The following is a 20,158-nucleotide window of genomic DNA, read 5'->3' on the forward strand; positions in this document are numbered from 1 at the left end:
ATCACTCCTTTGGAGTAGTAGGTATTTGTGTGGGGACAAATTCTAGGCGATAGCGATAGAGAGCAACTGGTCGAGAACCAGCTTTAAAGTAATCTGGATCTTGTGGTGAAAGATAGACAGCAGTAACTTGATCTGCCTCAATTGCCGGATTGGCTGTTGGAAGTTTATGATAAGCAGTGGTAGATTCTACAGAGTTTAAATAGGGGCGTGAACCGCCTTTGAATATTTGTTGAAATAGTTCTGTAGTGATGAATATGTTATCAGAGGTAGTTTCTGTACCCCGTGCAGTCACAATGGAAACTAGTTGGCGACTGCTACGCAAAAATGTAATCTGACGATTAGGTGAATCTGGATCTACTTTGACTAATAATACTGCTTCATCCCCTAAATAAGCCCTTGCCAAATTCAAGCTATTAAACGCTCTATCTGCTACTAAAATTGAGGGTTTGTTATCTATCTTAGGTAATATATTTAACCCAGAAACATGTGGTTGCTCTTTCACAAATCTTACTACAAAACTCACAGGCTGATTTAATTGTCGGCGATTACCTTCAAAACCTGGAGTTACAATTTCTGGTGCTAAAGGCGCAACTAAATCTACCAATGTACTTGTAACTTGCCAAGAACCAGCCATCCATTCAGGGTAAATCAAATCACCCGAAGCGGGTTGCACTGAAGTTAATTTTTCCCATTGGGGAAAATTTGCTAACCGTTCAGACAACTCTCCTGCAAGAGCTTCACCATCCCACAGGAAGAATAAAAGCAGCAAGCAAAAACTCCAAATTCCCTTCATTGTAAGCATTAGTAGTTTTATATTTAACGTTTATTATTTATCGATAAAAAATTAAGTAAGTTTGTGTAAAAAATTAAAAGTTTGTAGTAATCGCTTACCAACAGATAATCATAGAGTTTTATTTTTATTTGTATAGTTCACTTTAGTTGCACCATTTTAAATCTATGGGATAATGATACACTTAATTTATTGCGTATTATCCTGCTAGCTATTCACTTATAGAATATCGTTTATTCATTAATTTACCATCACAACAAATCAATGTAGTTAAAGTTACTTAACCCTACAATCCTAAATTATGGTGACAGCATGACATTGGCACTAGGCATGATTGAAGTTTATGGCATTCCCACAGCAGTGGAAGTGGGAGATGCGATGTGTAAAGCTGCCCGTGTCACTCTTGTTGGTTATGAAAATACTGATTTGGGAAGAATTACCGTGTTAATTCGGGGGGTTATAGGGGAGGTGAATGTGGCGGTGACAGCAGGACTAAAAGCGGTGCTAACAGTTAACGGTGGCGAGGTGCTTTCTTCTCATATTATTCCTCGCCCCCACGAAAATTTAGAATATGTTTTACCGATTCATCGCAGCGTTAATATGGAGCAGTTCAGTGCAGATATCCGATTTCCTCCACCCTTATCAGTTTAGCTGTATTAAATTTCTGCTGGTAAAGGTTGCCAAAGATCCCCATACTTTTCTCGTAGAAACTGCCAAGCTTCCACCTGCCCTGGTTCATATTCTCCCGGTTTACCCCATTGCAAAAATAAGCTTAAAGCAGGCTCCTGTTTATCATCTAAAAACCGAATAGCATAGGTTGTAAAGTTACCCCTCTTCGCTTCACCAGTTTCAAATTTCACCTGAGTAATTTTGTCCATATTCAAGTGAAACTCAAAGCCTTCGGTGTGCATATTCGCATACCTACCTTTGGGCAATTCTGCATAAAATAACTTTTCTACTTTGCCTCGTGCTTCTAATACAGCAGCGCTGCTAGTCACAATTAAACGCAAAGTTCCCAAAGTCTCGCAAGCTGCTAAAAATTCTTTCAAAGTAGTACTCATAAATTGTTATCCTTGTTAGTTTTTTGACTAATGACTAATCGCTATTTTTCGTATTGTTCATAAGCAGCGACAATGCGCTGAACTAGAGGATGGCGTACAACATCTTTTTGGGAAAATTCACAAAAGGCAATGCCTTCAACGTGTTTTAAAATTTGTAAAGCCACTCCTAAACCTGATTGTTGGTAAAGCGGCAAATCCGTTTGTGTCATGTCGCCTGTAATCACCATCCGAGAACGGAAGCCCAAACGAGTCAAAACCATTTTCATCTGAGCTGGTGTAGTATTTTGAGCTTCATCCACAATTACAAAGGCGTTATTGAGGGTACGTCCCCGCATATAGGCGAGTGGTGCGACTTCAATCACACCGCGTTCCATTAAACTGGGTACTTTTTCTGGATCGATGAATTCATAAATAGCATCATAAAGTGGGCGAAGATAGGGGTTAACTTTCTGCTGTAAGTCTCCTGGCAAAAAACCGAGTTTTTCACCGGCTTCGACCGCAGGGCGAGTTAAAATTAGCTTTTCAAACTGGTTGGCAAGGAGTGCTTGCACGGCGACAACAACAGCGAGATAAGTCTTGCCGGTACCAGCTGGCCCAATGCCAAAAGTCAGGTCACGCCTACGGAGTGCGTCGATATATTGACGCTGGCGGAAGGTTTTGGCACGGACTTCTTCGCCCCGGCGACTTTTAGCAAGGACATCTCGTTGTAAATCTTGCAGTTCTCCTTGCCGATCGCTATCTATGGCTTGACGAGCTGTTAAAATATCGGCACTGGAAATAGTATTGCCTTTAATCCAGAGGTCTTCAAGCGATCGCACTAATCTAGAAGCCAGATCAATTTGCCCTTCAGTCCCAGAAATTAGTAATTCCTGCCCACGTAGCACTAAGGTGGCTCCTGTTTGCCGAGATAGGATTTTGAGATTTTCTTCTCCATCTCCCGCAAGAGCGATCGCACTGGGAATATTGGGCAGCTGAATTGTTAAGGCACCTGCCATAGTATTTCTTAATTGGTGAGGATCTGTTTTTGACAAAGGTTAATATTTTCTCGCCAAGGGCGAAATTACGCTTTTATTACTTACATTTTGAAAAAATATTTGCAACAAAAGAATCGGTTGTAGGGGCGTACAGCGGTACGCCCCTATCGGTGAAGAGTCCAAAAAAAGATCCAAAAATCCTTTTGCTACTTTCCATCTTTACAAAAATTCTGAGCGGAGGTGACTACAACCGCTCAGACTTGCTCTCTACTTTTAACCTAGCGGAGACGGGGTTTAACAATGGGTTTAGGCCCATCATTTCCACGCGGTTCTCTCCTAGTCGGCGGTGGCGATCGTTCTTCTGTCTCTTCATCAAAAGACATACCTTCGCGGCCCGGAGTGGTGCTCCCGTAGATATCCAGGTATATTGATTGTCCAGCTGCGGCTGCGGCTGCGGCAATTACTGTACGAATCGCCTGAATATTGCGTCCCCCTCGACCAAAAACTTTCCCTTTATCTGTGCTTTCAAAAGCGATACGAACCCAAACCCGGTTAAGGGCCTGAGAAATTTCACAATCGACGCTTAAAGTCTCTGGAGATTCCAAAAACGGCTGCACCAAAAACCGAACCAGCCCAACATAGTTGGGACTAGCTGTTGGGAATTTTGTTCCGAAATTATGATGCGGCTGTTGCACTGACCTGTTCAAAAACATTAGCTTTTACTAGAATGCGACGGACGGTGTCAGTGGGTTGAGCGCCTTGTTGTAGTCGCTTGACGATACCGGGAACGTCTAATCGCACTTCATCGGTTCTGGGGTTATAAAATCCCAACTCTTCTAGGGGACGGCCATCGCGGCGAGCGAGGTTGTTAATGGCGACAATGCGGTAACTTGCTTCCCGCTTTTTACCGAATCGCTTCAAGCGCAGTTTGATCATGGTTGAAGAATCATTCTCCTAATTGGTAAGTATGCCGAAATGCTAATTTTAGCACTCGTCTAGCATTTGGTGCTATTAGTCATTAGCAATGCCCCATGCCCCATGCCCAAAAACTAAAGATTGCCAAAGCCTTTTTTCTTTTTATCTTTAGGTTTTTTCTTTTTCGTGGCTGGGGCACCACCATCGTAACCCCGCCATCCGGGGGCTGGGGGACGATTGCCTGCGCCTGCGAAGGCGTTGCCCATACCGCCACCGCCAAACATTCCCGGCATTCCAGGGAAGCCACCTTGACCCATTTGCTGCATGAGCGATCGCATTTTTTGGAAATCACCCACCAGTTTAGTCACATCTGACTCTCTATAGCCGGAGCCAGCAGCAATCCGCCGTCGCCGACTGGGAGAACTGGCTAATAAATCGGGGTCATGGCGTTCTTGGCGAGTCATGGAGTTAATCATCGCCTCACAGCGTTTTAGCTGGGTTTCTCCCTGCTTCAGCTGATCATCTGAGAGCTTGTTCATCCCTGGAATCATCTTGATGAATCCTCCCAGAGAACCCATATTCTTCAGCATCCGCAACTGCTTGAGAAAGTCAGTAAAGTCAAACTTCGCTGACAGGATTTTCTCCTGCATTTTCTCAGCATCGGCTAAATCAAACTCTTCTTGGGCTTTTTCTACCAGGGTCAGCACATCGCCCATACCGAGAATCCGCGATGCCATGCGATCGGGATAAAACGGTTGCAGTGCCTCGACTTTCTCACCCACGCCCACAAATTTAATCGGCGCTCCCGAAATCTTTCGCACTGACAGCGCTGCACCGCCACGGCTATCACCATCCAACTTGGTGAGAATCGCCCCAGTAATTCCTATCTGCTCATGGAAGGTGCGGGTAAGATTAGCTGCCTCTTGACCGGTCATCGCGTCCACCACCAACAAAGTTTCATGGGGTTGGACAGTTGCTTTGATGCGGGCTAACTCCGCCATCATATCTTCGTCAATTTGCAGACGACCGGCAGTATCAATAATTACTGTGTTTACACCTTCTGCCCTAGCGCGTTCTACACCTTGCCTTGCAATTTCTACGGGATCTGCATCGCTTCCTAGTTCAAATACTGGTACGTCAATTTGCTTACCCAACGTCAGTAACTGGTCGATCGCTGCTGGGCGATATACGTCTGTCGCCACCAACAAACAGCTACGCTCTAATTTTCTCAGATGTAAGGCTAACTTAGCTGTAGCTGTGGTTTTACCAGTACCTTGCAACCCAGCCATCAACACAATAGTAGGCTGTTCTTGGGCTTCTGCTATGGGAACATTTTCTTCTCCCATCACCTGCACCAGTTCATCGTGAACAATTTTGATGAACTGTTGGTCAGGTCGCACGCCGGTAATCACCTCGGCTCCCTGTGCCTTGGCTTCGACTTCGCTAATAAAATCTTTGACTACCTGGAGATTGACATCTGCCTCCAACAAGGCGCGGCGCACTTCGCGCAAAGCATCTTGAATGTTGGATTGAGAAATTTTGTCCTGTCCCCGCAGTTTTTTCCAGGCGGCTTCTAAACGGTCAGATAAAGCATCAAACATAATGTAATTACAGGTAGTTCGCCAATTGGAAATTTTGAACCGCTGATGAATGCGATTCCGAATTTCCGCTAAAATTTAAACGTGCTATTTACCAGCTTAGTATTTTTCACCGCGACTGTAGCAACCAAATACCTACCTTTATTGAATTGGCAAATTGTCCTTTGGTTGTAAATTTTGATTTTTTCAAAGGGAAAAATGCCAGCACTACAGATGATGAGGAAAGTTATCTGGGTCACTGAAAAGTTAAAACCATTATGTAATACTACCGTGATCAAAGCAGTACTGAGGGCTGAGTGATAATTTTTCAGGTGAGTTCGCAAAAATCATCACTTTGCCTCTTTGTTTATACTTGGTCTAACACATTAACTTTAGATACTGATTTTCTAGCTGTGACCTGACGAATTGGCAACTCAACCACAAACTCTGTACCTTTGCCAAGTTCAGATTGGCAGTATATCTTGCCGTTGTGTTTTTCTGTAACTATCTGATAGCTGATAGACAATCCCAGTCCTGTACCTTTACCGACAACCTTGGTAGTAAAAAATGGATCGAACAGTCGAGAAAGGACTTTTTCATCCATGCCAAGTCCGTTGTCGGCTATGCGAATTACAATCCAATCTTTATTGAGCAGGGAGGTAGAAATTCGGATTTTGCTGGGGTTTTTTGCGATTGCTTCGGAAGATTGTTGCGTGGTTCGTTCTTCTAGGGCATCAATGGCATTGGACAGCAAATTCATAAATACCTGATTCAACTGACCGGGATAGCATTCTATTAGAGGTAATGTATTGTAATCTTTGCTCACATCAATGGTGAAGCTATCGGCTGAGGGCTTCAAACGGTTTTGCAAAATCATCAATGTACTGTCGATGCCTTCGTGAATATTTGCTGGTTTGAAGTCAGCTTCATCTAGGCGCGAGAAGTTCCGCAAAGAGGTGACAATTTCGCAAATGCGCTCAGTGCCGACCTGCATGGACTGGAATAATTTAGGTAAGTCCTCAAATAAATACTCTATTTCAGCTTTATTGAAAAACTCTTGGATCTCTGGTACGGCATTGGGATAATGATGCCAAAAAAGCTCCACATAGCGAAGTAATTCTTGCGTGTATTGGTGGGCATGTTCCAAGTTGCCGTGGATGAAATTAATGGGATTATTAATTTCATGGGCAACTCCCGCCACTAGTTGACCCAAACTAGCCATTTTTTCAGCGTGGATAATTTGCATCTGGGCTTTACGCAGCTCATTTAGTGTCTGGGCGAGTTGATTCGCTTCTTCACGAGTTTGACCCAGCAAACTGGATTGTTGAAACAAGTTGGCTTGATGCAGCGCTACGCTGAGTTGAGCTGCCACTTGGGTGACAAATTCCAATTCAGCCTCTTCCCAATTACGTGTATGGGTGCATTGGTGAATGCAGAACAAGCCCCATAGTTCATCGCCTTCCATCAACGGCACAATAATCTGTGCTTTGACTTGAAATTGCTCAATCACATCAAGATGAGGTACTTTGGAGCCAACGCTGTTGACATCAGATATCACTTGCACTTGCCCTTGGCGATATTGCGGTGCGTATTGATCACCGAAGCAATAATCTTGCACCTTTACGGCGAGGGCAGAATCAAACTTGGGTAACACATCCTCAGCAATGAATTCACCGCTGCAAAAACCGACATTAGGATCAAAGCGGAAGATGCCGACTCGATCTGTACTTAGCGATCGCCGCACTTCCTGTACTGTGGTTTTAAGGATCGTCTCCAAATCCAACGATTCCCGAATTTTGACAACCAAATCAAATAAAATTCGGCGCTGTTCAGCCGATTTGTGCAGTTCATCAGCGCGAGTTTGAATTTGAGTCACCATTTGCGAACTTTGCAGCGCTACTCCAAGTTGGCTGGCAACCTGTCCCAAAAACTCCACTTCCACACTATCCCACTGGCGCGGTGCAGAATGTTGATAGGCAGCCAGCAATCCCCACAGATTCCGTCCTACAAAAATTGGGGTTAACGCATAGGCGCGAATCTTGAATTGCTCCAAAATATCTAAGTGACAACGTGAGTGTCCGGCTTGGTAGATGTCATTTACAGCAAAATTTTCGTTGTTGCGGTAGCGTCCGCCTTTGGTTTCTTGGAGGTGGGTATCTTCCCAAACGAGATTTTTGCCAAAGGGATTGATGCTGTCCCACTGGGCCTCAACCATGCCGAAATGACTGACGAATTCACCACTCCAGTCTGGATTAAAGCGATAAACTCCGACTCGCTCAACTCGCAGCAGTTTACACACTTCCTGGCAAGTGGTTTTTAGGATTAATTCAATATCTAGGGAGGAGCGAATTTTTCCGACAACTTCAGTTAATCCCCGTTGCCGAGCGATCGCATCTTGTAGGGCGATCGCGTGTTGTTTTGACTGAGTTAAATTCTCGGCTTGCTGAATTGCAACCCCTAATTGTGCCCCCACCTGTCCAAGGAACTCAACTTCGTAATTTGCCCATTGCCGCGGCCCAGAGTGTTGATAAGCCGATATCAGTCCCCACAGTTTTGGCCCGATGAAGATGGGCGCTAACATATACGCCCGAATCTTGAATTGCTCTAGAATGTCAATGTGACAACGCGAGTGACCGACCTGATAAATGTCGTTGACGGTAAAACTTTCGTTATTGCGGTAGCGCCCGCCTTTTGTCTCTTGGAGGTGGGTATCTTCCCAAACGAGATTTCTGCCAAATGGATTGATTCGCTCCCACTGCGCCTCTACCATACCGAATTGGCTCACAAATTCACCGCTCCAGTCTTCATTGAAGCGATAAACCGCCGCCCGCTCTAGCTTCAGAAGTTTGCAAAGTTCCTGACAGGCGGTATTTAAAATAATTTCGGTGTTCACAGACGAGCGAATATTCCCTACCACTTCCGTCAAGGCGCGTTGCCGCGCGATCGCATCTTGCAGTTCTGCTGTGCGTTGTTTGGTTTGTTCTAGGTTTTCTGCCTGCTGCATTGCCACACCGAGATGGCTGGCAGCTTGCACTAAGAATTCGACTTCGTTACGATGCCATTGTCTAGGAGCGGAGTGTTGATATGCTGCAAGCATCCCCCATAGTTTTGCACCAATGAAAATAGGTGCGATCGCATAGGCCCGAATTTGAAACTGTTCTAATACCTCAAGATGACACCGAGAATGTCCGGCATCGTAAATATCAGCCACGGCAAATGGCTCATTTTTGCGATATCGCCCTCCCTGAGTTTCTTGCAAATGTGAATCTTCCCACACTAAGCCCTGCCCAAAGGCGGTCAGTCTATCCCAAGGAGGTTCTGCAAAGCCAAAATGATTGATGAAACTACCGCTCCAATCTGGATTGAAGCGATAAATTGCAACTCGCTCAATCTTCAATTGCCGACAAATATCTTGACAAGAAGTCGAGCATAGAGATTCTAGGTTTACAGATGAGCGAATCTTAGCCAGAATTCTCCCCAAGATTTTTTGGTACTGAACCGTTAGCTGTAGCTGTTTATGGCAATCTTGCAGGTCTAATAGGTTCGACTCATAACCGTTTATCGTCATAAAGTATAGAGAAAATGAAATACCTCCTTTTAGTATTCCCTTGTTGATTTTTTAGATCACAGAATGAAACTAGATTGCCAATATTAAGTAAGTCGGTGCAATAAAACCAAACTATGTAAATAAAAGTAAATAAAGCTCAAACTCTTTCTCTCCCTGCTCCCTGCCCCCTGCCTTATTGCAACAATAATTATTTACGCCGACTTACTTATCGGGTCATATCATTTAAAAACTCCTGTAATTGCCCTTTTATGGTTGAGTTGCTGTTGGTTTTGAACGCTGTTGTTGGTAAAAGCGGACAACTTTTTGCACATACTCAGCAGTGAAGCCTTTGTCACAACCTGTATAGCTACCAGTCATCCACCAACAAGCTGCGCCGCGCACAGATGCAATTTCATTATTGTTGGTGGCGCTCAACTGATTGGTTAACTCACGGCGGGTAATACAAGAGACAACTTGACGAGCGATCGCAGGGCTGTTTTCAAACTGTGTCGGTGTCAGTTCTCGTTTAAGACAAGTTTTTGTCCAGCCTTTGAGGGTTTCTGGTTTAACTTGCCATTCGCTGTAATATCCATCGTTGGGATTTTTTGTCTGCGGTGCAGCCTGTCGCAACGCCTCTACCATCGCTGCAACTTGGGTATCAGAAACCGGCTGCTGTGCTTGAGCTAATAATGGCAAGAGTCCGAAGCTAACAATAACTCCGTTGAGTAATAATCCTATGGGGTTTTTGATCATGAATTTGGAATTATTTTTAGATATCACGAGGTGAAATACTATGTCTTCACGATACTAATCAGCAGGGCTTAAAGTAGTGGATATTTTTTAACAACCCACTAAATCTTCTATAGCACTGGCACTATTCGGTAATGCGGCTGTTAAAACTTCGCTACCTTCTGCGGTAACTAAAACATCATCTTCGATGCGGATTCCGCGCACATCAGCAAATTCAGATAAACGCTGCCAATTCACTACATTCTGATATTTTGAGCGAACATTTGCATCATTTAAAATTGCTGGTACTTGATAAAAGCCAGGTTCAATTGTGACTAACATTCCTGGACGCAGAGGACGATTTAAACGGAGGTAGCCTAAGCCAAAGCGATCGCTCCTTTCACGTCCCTCTTCATACCCTGCTAAATCACCCAAATCTTCCATATCATGGACATCTAAACCCAGTAGATGACCGATACCATGAGGGAAAAACAGCGCATGGGCATCCATTTCTACTAAATCTTCAGGATTTCCTTGTAAAATGCCTAACTCTACTAAACCTTCAGCTATCACCGTGGCAGCTAGCAAATGAATATCCCCATACTCTGCACCAGGGTGTATTTTGGCAATGCAAACATCATGGGCTGCCAGCACAACATTATATATATCTCTTTGGGTAGATGAAAACTTACCAGAAACTGGCCAAGTGCGAGTGACATCACCTGCCCAACCCATCTCAGTTTCAGCACCAACATCGGCAAGTAATAAGTCGCCTGTTTGTAGGGGATGGTGATACTCTTCGTTATGCAGAACTTCACCGTGAACGGTGACAATACTGTTGTAGGAAGTGGTCATATTGTGGGCAATAATTACCCCTTCCATTGCTGCACGAACTTCTGCTTCCAGCTTGGCTTTAGGTGTTGCTGCCATACCAGCTTTGTGCGCTTCAACAGTGACAGCCGCAGCTTTTCGCAACTGGGTTAATGCAGCTTCATCATGAGTGAGGCGGAGAGAAACGATCGCTTTAGCTAACTCCAAGTCAATTCCTTGGGGAGGACTTTGTGGTAAAACCCATCTACTTAATAGCTGCGTCTGCTGCGTCCAAGTAGCTGCATCTTGTACAGCAAGTGTGGCGGCATCTTCTATCCAAGACTCTAATTCTGCCATTGGTCGAGCCACATCCGCCCCAATCTTCTGAGCTATTTCCTCACGGGTTGGCATTTCTCCATGCCAAAGGGCGCTGCTAGGTGATGGATCATCGATAAATAGTTCTAGCTTGCCGGCTTCTAGACGAATTGCCGCCTTTGATAATGGCAGTCCGGCAAAATAGAGGAAATGACTGCTAGCGCGAAACGGAAAGGGATTTGCTGCAAAGTTGCGTGGAGTGTTGCTACCTGACCACAAAATTACTGGAAAATCAATGAGATTGGCTAGTTGTTGCCGACGGTGGCGTAAAGTATCGATGAGGGAAGTAGAAGTTTGTTGAATCAGCATAAATGGAAACTCAAAGAGAAGGATAAAGGTTATAGCTTTGCCTTTATTTAGTCGTTATCGTCTTTATCGTCATCGTCATCATCATCCTTGCGATCATTATTCTTGCGATCGCTATCTTTGTCGTCGTCATCTTCGTCGTTCTGGTTAGGTTGTACGACTGGTTTTTGTTGCTCAGTTGGAGCAAATGGCTGCGGTACTTCAACAGCACAACTAACTAATCCTCCAGAAATTAGCGCCAAGTTGACAGCAGCAAAGATGCTTCTAAAGATTTTTATCGTCATGTTTCCGTTTTGCTTTGACATTTATCCTAGTTTTTGGAAATTCTATTCCTAATTTATCAGGTACTGTAGGCGCGTTTAGATGTAACACAGCTATACGCCTCTAGAGCATCGATTCAGTAATCAAAAACCAACCCCCCAGCCCCCTTCCCTAGCAGGGAAGGGGGAGCCAAATTCCCCTCTCTGCTATGCCTAACGGCAGGCTGACGCCAACGGAGAGGGGTTGGGGGAGAGGTTCTTCCAGGATTACTGAATTGGTGTTCTAGGAATGATCCGCAGTCTTAGAAGAATTGCAACGGTCGGCATAAATCTTTAACGCACTGCTGATAAATATATTGCTGTCTAACTTTCAAGGTGACTCTAATGGGACAAACCATTACCCAGGTGGATGCTTTTACCAATACACCTTTTACAGGTAATCCTGCTGCTGTTTGTGTTTTGCCTACTCCCCAAGACGAACGCTGGATGCAGAATGTGGCGCAGGAAATGAATTTATCTGAGACGGCTTTTCTAGTTAGACAGGATGATGGCTTCAATCTGCGCTGGTTTACGCCCACGGTAGAAGTACCGCTTTGTGGTCATGCAACTTTAGCTAGTGCCCATGTGCTTTGGTCAGAGGGGCATTTGCCACGGAATGAAGTTGCGCGTTTTTACACCAAAAGCGGAGTGCTAATTGCTAACTTGCAAGGTGAGTGGATTGAGTTAGATTTTCCTGTGAATCATTCACAAGAAACTGTCGCCCCGCGAGAACTTAAGGCTGCTTTGGGTGTACCGTACAAATCTGTTTTCTTGAATTCCTTTGGCTATTTAGTGGAATTGGCATCTGAAGATTTGGTACGGCAAATTCAGCCAAATTTCCAAATACTGAAAACGTTGCCTATTTCTGAGATCATTGTCACCAGCCTCACTAACCCTGATTCTCAATATGATTTCGTTTCTCGCTTATTTGCACCGGGTTTAGGAATTGATGAAGACCCTGTAACTGGGGCGACTCATTGCTGTCTTGCTCCCTTCTGGCGCGATCGCTTGCACAAAAATGAGTTATTGGCTTATCAGGCATCCAGTCGTGGTGGCGTGGTGAAGGTGTATTATGACGGAGGCGATCGCGTCTTTCTCAGCGGACAAGCGGTAACTGTTATGCGAGGTGAGTTAATTACCGGATAAACTTAATATTACAAATCAATGGCATCTGGCAAAAACTCACCCGCATTGTCAGCCGACACAATGGCATTGCAAGAGGTTGGATGGCATAGAAATACAAATAAACTGCAAGAGCGTATTTCTGCATAGAAGCAACTGTCACAATATTTAAAGAAGCCTATATTTAATTTCAAAAATGTCTGCTAAAAATACAAATAATCGGAGTCGTATCCAATCTCGTGACTGGCCAATTGAGCAATTGCCTGGACTGAGCCACGAGGAACAATCTCAACTGCAAAATTGTGGAATTCCTAGCACAGTAGCGCTAATTAAACAAGGGAAAACTCTAGAGGCAAGACTAGCATTAGCAAATAAACTACAAATCCATCTTCAGTATGTAAATAAATGGATGGCTTTAGCTGACTTGGCGCGTATTCCCAGTGTAGGCATACAATATTGTGGTTTATTGCTCCATGCGGGTATTGGCTCTGTGGCGCAGTTGGCTCAAACTCCCACTCACAGATTGCACCAACAAATTATGCGTTTGCAAGTAGCAACAATGCAGCGACGAGATTTGTGTCCAGCTATTGAGCTAGTACAACAGTGGAGTCAGCAAGCGCAAGCAATCATTAGTTAGGAGTTAAAACTCATAATTCATCATTCATAACTCCTAACTCATAATTCTTTACTCTTTGGCTAAAACACCATTAAGGAAGATATCAGCGAGTCCTTCTGCCATTTCCTGCATTTGTTGGGGAGAAGCGTCAGGTTCTATGAGAGTGTTGTTAGAAAAACCTGCGATCGCAAACATTCCCAAGAAAACTTTGGCAACTAGCTTGGCATCCATTTTGCGATAAATGCCTTTATCCATAGCTGTTTGAAAGAATGCTTCGCCCACATCAGTCATTTTGGTAATGACTTCTAACTGGATGCGATCGCGCAAGTCAGGATGAAACTGCACCTCCATAAAACAAACGCGCATTAAATCGGCATTTTTTTGGAAGTTCCACATCCGGCGACGCATCACCTGAGCTACGGCTTTATAGCTGCCCATCTCACTTAATTCTGTCAACAAATCTGTGAGAATCTCTACCCATCCACTCGTGGCTACTTCCACCAAAATTGCCTTTTTATTGGGAAAATGACGAAAGAGAGTGCCTTCAGCTACACCTGCTGCTTGTGCCAAGTCGCGGGTGGTAGTGCCGTCAAATCCTTGAGAGGCAAACAAGCGTTGTGCTGCCTGTAAAATCCGGGTGCGTGTCTGAGCCTCTGAGGGTGGGGAAGAATTAAAAACTCGCATAACAGTTATGGTGAGATTTGCGGAACAGGATTTGTAGCATTATTGTCTAACGTCAAGAACAAAAAGCCTAACATGCTTAATACAACATTAACGCCCTTTTGCTAAGTATCCTGTTTTTTAGGTAGTGTAACTTTATCTTAATTTGCGCTTATGAACCAGATGAGTCGGTCAATTTTGGATTTTAGATTGGGGATTTTGCATTGGTCAGATAAAGTATCTCAGGGCTTACGCACTCAAAACCTGAAACCTCAATCCCCCCTAACCCCCCTTTTTAAGGGTGGGATCTCAAAAGCCCCCTTTTTAAGGGGGTTGGGGGATCTCTTATCCGTAAGTTCTATATCTGTCATATTGCGGCGGTTGTTTGTCGCTTTGTTGGCTTTGATCATTTTCTGGTGGGGATTGCTGCCAGAAATTGCTCTGGCTCAAACTCAGACGTTACCTTTTCCCCAAAGAGTTCTGCAACCTACAAAAACTCAAACTCCACCAGTTCAAAGTTCGATCCAACCTTATCTGGATCGAGTCATCAAGGAGTTAACGGAATTCCGCCTCGACAATGGTCTAAAATTCATTGTCTTGGAACGACATCAAGCGCCTGTAGTTTCTTTTCTTACCTATGCAAATGTCGGTGGAGTGGATGAGCCAGATGGCAAAACTGGTGTAGCTCACTTTCTGGAACATTTGGCGTTTAAAGGGACGACGCGTATTGGTACAGAAGACTACAAAAAAGAAAAACCTCTATTAGAAACCTTAGAACGGTTGGATGGCCAAATTAAAACAGCAAAAGCCGATGGCAAAAAAGATGAGGTTGCTCGGTTAGAAGCTGAGTTTAAGCAAGTGGAATTGCAAGCAGCCAAGCTTGTCAAGCAAAACGAATTGGGGCAAATTGTCGAACAAGCGGGAGGCGTGGGTTTAAATGCCAATACTTCAACTGAAGCTACCCGTTATTTGTACAGCTTTCCTGCCAATAAGCTGGAACTTTGGATGTCGCTGGAGTCGGAACGGTTTCTCGATCCTGTAATTCGTCGTGAGTTTTATAAAGAGAAAGATGTAATTTTAGAAGAGCGACGGATGCGGGTAGATAATTCACCTATTGGACAGATGGTGGAAAAGTTTATCGATACTGCTTACAAAGCCCATCCATATAGGCGGCCGGTGATTGGTTATGACCAAGATATCCGTAATCTGACCCCAGAAGATGTCCAAAAGTTTTTTGATACTCACTACGTACCAAGTAATTTGACCATTGCCATTGTCGGAGATGTTAACCCGGCTGAGGTGAAAAAACTGGCGCAAACTTATTTTGGCCGCTTTCAAGCAAAAACCAAAGCTGTTGAACAAATCCCGGTGGAACCGCCACAAAAACAAACGCGGGAAGTTACTTTACAGCTACCTTCTCAGCCCTGGTATTTAGAAGGTTATCATCGTCCGGCAATTACCCATCCAGATAATGCAGTTTATGAAATCATTGGCAGTTTATTAAGTGATGGGCGCACGTCGCGGTTGTATAAATCTTTGGTAGAAAAGCAGCGTTTGGCGCTAAATGCCCAAGGTTTTAGCGGATTTCCTGGAGATAAGTATCCAAACCTGATGTTGTTCTATGCTCTCACGGCTCCTGGTCATACAGTTGATGAGTTGGCGGTGGCTTTGCGTCAAGAAATTGACAAATTAAAAACTGAGCCTGTAGCGGTGGCTGATTTGGAACGGGTGAAAACCCAAGCACGGGCGGGTTTGTTACGTACCCTCGATTCAAATATGGGGATGGCTCAACAATTGTTGGAATATGAAGTGAAAACTGGCTCTTGGCGGAATTTGTTTAAGCAGTTGGATGATATTTCGGCGGTGACGACGGCTGATATTGTGCGCGTGGCAAAGGAGACATTTACACCGAAAAATCGCACGATTGGTAAGTTGTTGTCGAAAGAAGCTTAAGAGAAACGTAGACGCAAAGGTAGAGAGAAATGCAGAGGTACAAGGTGAAGGGTAAAAGGCGGATGGTGTTCAAAATGCAAAATGGGAAAGGGCTGATTTATGCTTTGGTTGCTGTTTTTGCATGTTTACTTTTAACTTGTAATTTTTCTCTGGCGGCGACGGCACAAGCAAAGCATTATACAGAGTTACAGTTGCCACCGCTACCTGAGATCAAGTTACCCAAGTATGAGCGGTTTGTTCTCCAAAACGGCTTGGTTGTCTATTTAATGGAGGATCACGAGTTACCGTTGGTGAATGGGACAGCGTTTGTGCGGACAGGAAATCGCTTGGAACCACTGGAAAAAGTCGGCTTGGCTGGTTTTACAGGGGCGGTGATGCGAACTGGGGGAACTAAGAAGCATTCGGCTGATGAACTCAACGAGATGTTGGAACAACGCGCGGCATCTGTGGAAGTTAGTATTGCTGAAGCTTCTGGTAGTGCTAGCTTTGACGCACTCAGTGAAGATTTAGAAACGGTGTTTGGGCTGTTTGCTGAGGTGTTGCGATCGCCAGTATTTGCTCAAGAAAAGCTAGACTTGGCTAAGACACAGGCTAAGGGTGGCATTGCCCGTCGCAATGATGATCCAGATGGGATTGCAAGTCGAGAATTTAAGAAATTGATCTATGGGAAAGATAGCCCCTATGCTCGCACCATAGAGTATGCAACGGTGGATCAGGTTGAGCGTGAGGATTTGCTCAAGTTTTATCAGCAATACTTTCACCCCAATAATATGATTTTGGGGATTGTGGGGGATTTTGACTCTAAGAAAATGCGATCGCTTATTCAAGCTAAGTTTGGTGACTGGAAGCGCAACCCAGGTATTGCTAAACCCAAATTACCAAATGTTTCGCCAGCTAATACAGGTGGAGTCTTTTTTGTCAATCAGCCACAACTAACGCAAAGTAGTGTGCTTCTGGGACATTTAGGCGGACGGTTCGACAATCCCGATTATGCAGCGCTGGATGTATTGAATGGGGTGTTGAATGGATTTGGTGGACGCTTATTTAATGAATTGCGATCGCGTCAAGGTTTAGCTTACTCTGTCTATGGCCACTGGAGTCCCCGTTTTGACTATCCTGGCATGTTTATTGCTGGTGGGCAAACGCGATCGGATGCTACCGTGCAGTTTGTCAAAGCCTTACAAGATGAAATCAAGCGCATCCAAACTCAAAGAGTGACTGCAAAAGAACTCGCTTTTGCAAAAGAGTCTACACTCAACTCTTTTGTATTCAACTTTCAAGACCCCAGCCAAACCTTATCACGGTTGATGCGATACGAATATTATGGCTATCCTGCTGATTTCCTCTTTCGCTATCAAAAAGCCGTCGCCGCCACCACCGCCGCTGATGTGCAACGGGTAGCACGAGAATACCTGAAGCCAGAAAAGCTTGTGACTCTAGTGGTGGGCAATCAAACCGCCATTCAACCACCATTAACGCAGCTAGCAGCACAGGTGACACCAATAGATGTAACCATTCCTGGTTCGCAGCCACAGGCGAAGAATTAATCACAAATTGCAATCTAAATGAGTAGAGACGCGATCAATCGTGTCTCTACTCATTTAGAAAGACAAGCAATATCAGAATATTATAAAATCATTTCTTTTACAGACGAAACTCCTTTAGTTATGTCTTGAAAATTAAGCCTAAAAATTTAAATCTTTAAAATTAGATTGCAAAATAAAAGTGATGGAGTCTGGATTTGTAGCTTAATCTTATCTAAGGCTAAATCAAGTAATATCACTAGATTTTGTGAGGTACATCAATAGTCATGATAATAATATCCGACCTGCATTCTAGTAGTGGCGAAAGTCTGCTTACTGAAGTAACTGCTTGGGAAATGAGAACTATAGAGGGTGGAAGAAGAAGAAGAAGATCAAGAACAGAGGAAGTAGATACTTCTAATATACTTTCAACAGAAAATATGGAAGAGACTGTTACTGCTTGGTTAACTAGGCTAGATCAACAGATAGTGGATTTACGACTTCAGCTTAGTGGTGCACAATCATAACAATTTGATAGTCATTAGGATCGTGCGCTCTTAGATTAATTAAGAGCGCACGATTTTTATTCAGATATTTTTCCAACTGATTGAACAGATAACTCCAAATATAGCGGTTCTCGTTTACGTGAGGTACACCCGTAGGGGCACGGCACTGCCGTGTCCCTACACCTGGCTTTATTAGCTTCAACTCGAATAGGTTGCTAAATATAGCAGTCGTAAATCATTCGTCAAAAGTTAGATTCTCCAATTCTCAATAATTCGGGAATCTGGACAGTGATAATTTTCATAGATTACATAAATACATAATTATGAAAAACCAAAAACACCTTATTGTTAAGAAAGCGTATAAATAAACCTAATGCTACCCTTTATAAAACATTTTTTGAATAAAAATAGAGCCATAAAGAAAGACTTAACCCATTTATTTATGTCTTACGAATCAGGTTTACAAGCTTGATTTTTCTAAAAATTACGAATAAAAATGGAATCAGCAGTTAAGCAATACACAGCTTAATAGCCGCTAAATCTGCTCAACTGTGACACTTATTTCAGGAGAAAATTATGGCGAGTATCGCTCTTTCGCAACTAAATACCACTGGTTCTGAACTGTTCCAAGATTCTGAAAGCTTCCTCAACGACCTGAACAATGTTGATTCCATCACTATTTATGGTGGTGGTGATTATGGTGATGTTTCTGATGTTTCCGAGGGCATAGAGCCACTTTTAGGTTACGGCATTAAGGGACAAGAGTTCGGATTGTTAGCCTTTGGAGCTAGCTTGACTGCACACATCGTCAAGTCATATAGCGACACTGATACTTTCTTGTAATTGACTACTGAGCCTAGATTGCTCTGTAGAACTTTTGGAATTAGCGATTAAGCAATACACAGCTTAATCGCTGCCAAATCTGCTCAACTGTGATAATTATTTTAGGAGAAAATTATGGCGAGTATCGCTCTTTCGCAACTAAATACCACTGGTTCTGAACTGTTCCAAGATTCTGAAAGCTTCCTCAACGACCTGAACAATGTAGATTCCATCACTATTTATGGTGGTGGTGATTATGGTGATGTTTCCGATGTTGCTGATGGACTAGAGCCAGTTTTAGGTTATGCCATTAAGGGACAAGAGTTCGGATTGTTAGCCTTTGGAGCTAGCTTGACTGCACACATCCTCAAGTCATATAGCGACACTGATACTTTCTTGTAATTTACTACTGAGCTAGATTGCTCTGTGGAACTTTTGAAATTAGCGATTAAGCAATACACAGCTTAATCGCTGCCAAATCTGCTCAACTGTGATAATTATTTCAGGAGAAAATTATGGCGAGTATCGCTCTTTCGCAACTAAATACCACTGGTTCTGAACTGTTCCAAGATTCTGAAAGCTTCCTCAACGACCTGAACAATGTTGATTCCATCACTATTTATGGTGGTGGTGATTATGGTGATGTTTCTGATGTTTCCGAGGGCATAGAGCCACTATTAGCTTACGGCATTAAGGGACAAGAGTTCGGATTGTTAGCCTTTGGAGCTAGCTTGACTGCACACATCATCAAGTCATTCAGCGACACTGATACTTTCTTGTAATTTACTACTGAGCTACATTGCTCTGTGGAACTTTTGGAATTAGCGATTAAGCAATACACAGCTTAATCGCGACCAAATCTGCTCAAATGTGATAATTATTTTAGGAGAAAATTATGGCAAGTATCGCTCTTTCGCAACTAAATACCACTGGTTCTGAACTGTTCCAAGATTCTGAAAGCTTCCTCAACGACCTGAACAATGTAGACTCCATTACTATTTATGGTGGTAATGCTGATGTTTCCAGTGTTTCCGATGGACTAGAGCCACTATTAGCTTACGGCATTAAGGGACAAGAGTTCGGATTGTTAGCCTTTGGAGCTAGCTTGACTGCACACATCGTTAAGTCATTCAGCGACACTGATACTTTCTTGTAATTTACTACTGAGCTACATTGCTCTGTGGAACTTTTAGAATTAGCGATTAAGCAATACACAGCTTAATCGCTGCCAAATCTGCTCAACTGTGATAATTATTTTAGGAGAAAATTATGGCAAGTATCGCTCTTTCGCAACTAAATACCACTGGTTCTGAACTGTTCCAAGATTCTGAAAGCTTCCTCAACGACCTGAACAATGTAGACTCCATTACTATTTATGGTGGTAATGCTGATGTTTCCAGTGTTTCCGATGGACTAGAGCCACTATTAGCTTACGGCATTAAGGGACAAGAGTTCGGATTGTTAGCCTTTGGAGCTAGCTTGACTGCACACATCGTTAAGTCATTCAGCGACACTGATACTTTCTTGTAATTTACTACTGAGCTACATCGCTCTGTGGAACTTTTAGAATTAG

At 43.6% G+C, this 20,158-nt stretch carries 21 protein-coding genes; 10 read left to right on the forward strand and 11 right to left on the reverse strand.

The window, feature by feature from the left end; genetic code table 11:
* Position 1: 1 nt before the first annotated feature.
* Complete coding sequence (locus tag H6G92_RS00245) at positions 2-802, reverse strand: DUF6816 family protein (RefSeq protein ID WP_190889608.1); 801 nt, start codon at positions 800-802, stop codon at positions 2-4.
* Between the two features lie 300 nt (positions 803-1,102).
* Here H6G92_RS00245 and H6G92_RS00250 point away from each other — a divergent pair, with 300 nt between their 5' ends.
* Positions 1,103-1,441 carry a carbon dioxide-concentrating mechanism protein CcmK gene (locus H6G92_RS00250; RefSeq protein WP_190889610.1) on the forward strand — a complete coding sequence of 113 codons (339 nt, stop codon included), beginning with the start codon at positions 1,103-1,105 and terminating at the stop codon, positions 1,439-1,441.
* A 5-nt stretch (positions 1,442-1,446) separates the two neighbouring features.
* Here H6G92_RS00250 and H6G92_RS00255 read toward each other — a convergent pair whose 3' ends face one another.
* From H6G92_RS00255 to H6G92_RS00295, 9 genes are all read right to left on the reverse strand, one after another.
* Positions 1,447-1,851, reverse strand: a complete 405-nt coding sequence (locus H6G92_RS00255; protein WP_190889613.1) for a ChuX/HutX family heme-like substrate-binding protein — start codon at positions 1,849-1,851, stop codon at positions 1,447-1,449.
* Between the two features lie 41 nt (positions 1,852-1,892).
* Positions 1,893-2,846 carry a PhoH family protein gene (locus H6G92_RS00260; protein ID WP_190889615.1) on the reverse strand — a complete coding sequence of 318 codons (954 nt, stop codon included), beginning with the start codon at positions 2,844-2,846 and terminating at the stop codon, positions 1,893-1,895.
* A gap of 257 nt (positions 2,847-3,103) precedes the next feature.
* On the reverse strand, positions 3,104-3,538 hold the full coding sequence (locus H6G92_RS00265; RefSeq protein ID WP_190889616.1) for a KH domain-containing protein: 435 nt from the start codon (positions 3,536-3,538) through the stop codon (positions 3,104-3,106).
* Positions 3,501-3,761, reverse strand: coding sequence for a 30S ribosomal protein S16 (rpsP, locus tag H6G92_RS00270; protein WP_012409382.1), 261 nt, complete (start codon positions 3,759-3,761; stop codon positions 3,501-3,503). Before rpsP ends, H6G92_RS00265 begins: the two co-directional genes overlap by 38 nt.
* A 113-nt stretch (positions 3,762-3,874) precedes the next feature.
* On the reverse strand, positions 3,875-5,341 hold the full coding sequence (gene ffh, locus H6G92_RS00275) for a signal recognition particle protein (protein WP_190889617.1): 1,467 nt from the start codon (positions 5,339-5,341) through the stop codon (positions 3,875-3,877).
* Between the two features lie 343 nt (positions 5,342-5,684).
* A complete protein-coding gene (locus H6G92_RS00280; protein WP_190889618.1) occupies positions 5,685-8,885 on the reverse strand; it encodes a GAF domain-containing sensor histidine kinase in 3,201 nt (1,066 codons plus the stop codon).
* A 246-nt stretch (positions 8,886-9,131) separates the two neighbouring features.
* Positions 9,132-9,617 carry a hypothetical protein gene (locus tag H6G92_RS00285; RefSeq protein WP_190889619.1) on the reverse strand — a complete coding sequence of 162 codons (486 nt, stop codon included), beginning with the start codon at positions 9,615-9,617 and terminating at the stop codon, positions 9,132-9,134.
* Positions 9,618-9,704: 87 nt separating this feature from the next.
* A complete protein-coding gene (locus H6G92_RS00290) occupies positions 9,705-11,087 on the reverse strand; it encodes an aminopeptidase P family protein (protein ID WP_190889620.1) in 1,383 nt (460 codons plus the stop codon).
* A 47-nt stretch (positions 11,088-11,134) separates the two neighbouring features.
* Positions 11,135-11,389, reverse strand: coding sequence for a hypothetical protein (locus tag H6G92_RS00295; protein WP_206758367.1), 255 nt, complete (start codon positions 11,387-11,389; stop codon positions 11,135-11,137).
* Positions 11,390-11,728: 339 nt separating this feature from the next.
* Between H6G92_RS00295 and H6G92_RS00300 the strand changes: the two genes are divergently transcribed.
* The gene (locus H6G92_RS00300) at positions 11,729-12,529 is read left to right on the forward strand and encodes a PhzF family phenazine biosynthesis protein (protein WP_190889625.1); all 801 of its coding nucleotides are present in this window, start codon (positions 11,729-11,731) and stop codon (positions 12,527-12,529) included.
* 172 nt (positions 12,530-12,701) lie between these two features.
* Complete coding sequence (locus H6G92_RS00305) at positions 12,702-13,142, forward strand: DUF4332 domain-containing protein (protein WP_190889628.1); 441 nt, start codon at positions 12,702-12,704, stop codon at positions 13,140-13,142.
* A gap of 48 nt (positions 13,143-13,190) precedes the next feature.
* On the opposite strand, the gene H6G92_RS00310 is transcribed toward H6G92_RS00305, so the two are convergent.
* Positions 13,191-13,805, reverse strand: a complete 615-nt coding sequence (locus tag H6G92_RS00310; RefSeq protein WP_190889630.1) for a TetR/AcrR family transcriptional regulator — start codon at positions 13,803-13,805, stop codon at positions 13,191-13,193.
* 159 nt (positions 13,806-13,964) lie between these two features.
* Between H6G92_RS00310 and H6G92_RS00315 the strand changes: the two genes are divergently transcribed.
* The 7 genes from H6G92_RS00315 to H6G92_RS00345 all read left to right on the forward strand — a co-directional run bounded on the left by H6G92_RS00315 (position 13,965) and on the right by H6G92_RS00345 (position 20,115).
* Positions 13,965-15,734: a M16 family metallopeptidase gene (locus tag H6G92_RS00315; protein ID WP_390625436.1), complete on the forward strand. Its 1,770-nt coding sequence runs from the start codon at positions 13,965-13,967 to the stop codon at positions 15,732-15,734.
* Between the two features lie 29 nt (positions 15,735-15,763).
* The gene (locus H6G92_RS00320; RefSeq protein WP_242059018.1) at positions 15,764-17,281 is read left to right on the forward strand and encodes a M16 family metallopeptidase; all 1,518 of its coding nucleotides are present in this window, start codon (positions 15,764-15,766) and stop codon (positions 17,279-17,281) included.
* A 1,058-nt stretch (positions 17,282-18,339) separates the two neighbouring features.
* Complete coding sequence (locus H6G92_RS00325; RefSeq protein ID WP_190889632.1) at positions 18,340-18,606, forward strand: hypothetical protein; 267 nt, start codon at positions 18,340-18,342, stop codon at positions 18,604-18,606.
* A 114-nt stretch (positions 18,607-18,720) separates the two neighbouring features.
* Positions 18,721-18,987 (forward strand): hypothetical protein, encoded by a 267-nt coding sequence (locus tag H6G92_RS00330; protein WP_190889634.1) that lies wholly within the window; start codon positions 18,721-18,723, stop codon positions 18,985-18,987.
* Between the two features lie 113 nt (positions 18,988-19,100).
* Positions 19,101-19,367: a hypothetical protein gene (locus H6G92_RS00335; RefSeq protein WP_190889636.1), complete on the forward strand. Its 267-nt coding sequence runs from the start codon at positions 19,101-19,103 to the stop codon at positions 19,365-19,367.
* A gap of 113 nt (positions 19,368-19,480) precedes the next feature.
* Positions 19,481-19,741 (forward strand): hypothetical protein, encoded by a 261-nt coding sequence (locus H6G92_RS00340; protein ID WP_190889638.1) that lies wholly within the window; start codon positions 19,481-19,483, stop codon positions 19,739-19,741.
* Positions 19,742-19,854: 113 nt separating this feature from the next.
* Complete coding sequence (locus H6G92_RS00345; RefSeq protein WP_190889638.1) at positions 19,855-20,115, forward strand: hypothetical protein; 261 nt, start codon at positions 19,855-19,857, stop codon at positions 20,113-20,115.
* Positions 20,116-20,158 lie beyond the last annotated feature (43 nt).

This window comes from Nostoc foliaceum FACHB-393, from assembly GCF_014698505.1.
Taxonomy (GTDB): Bacteria; Cyanobacteriota; Cyanobacteriia; order Cyanobacteriales; family Nostocaceae; genus Nostoc; species Nostoc foliaceum_A.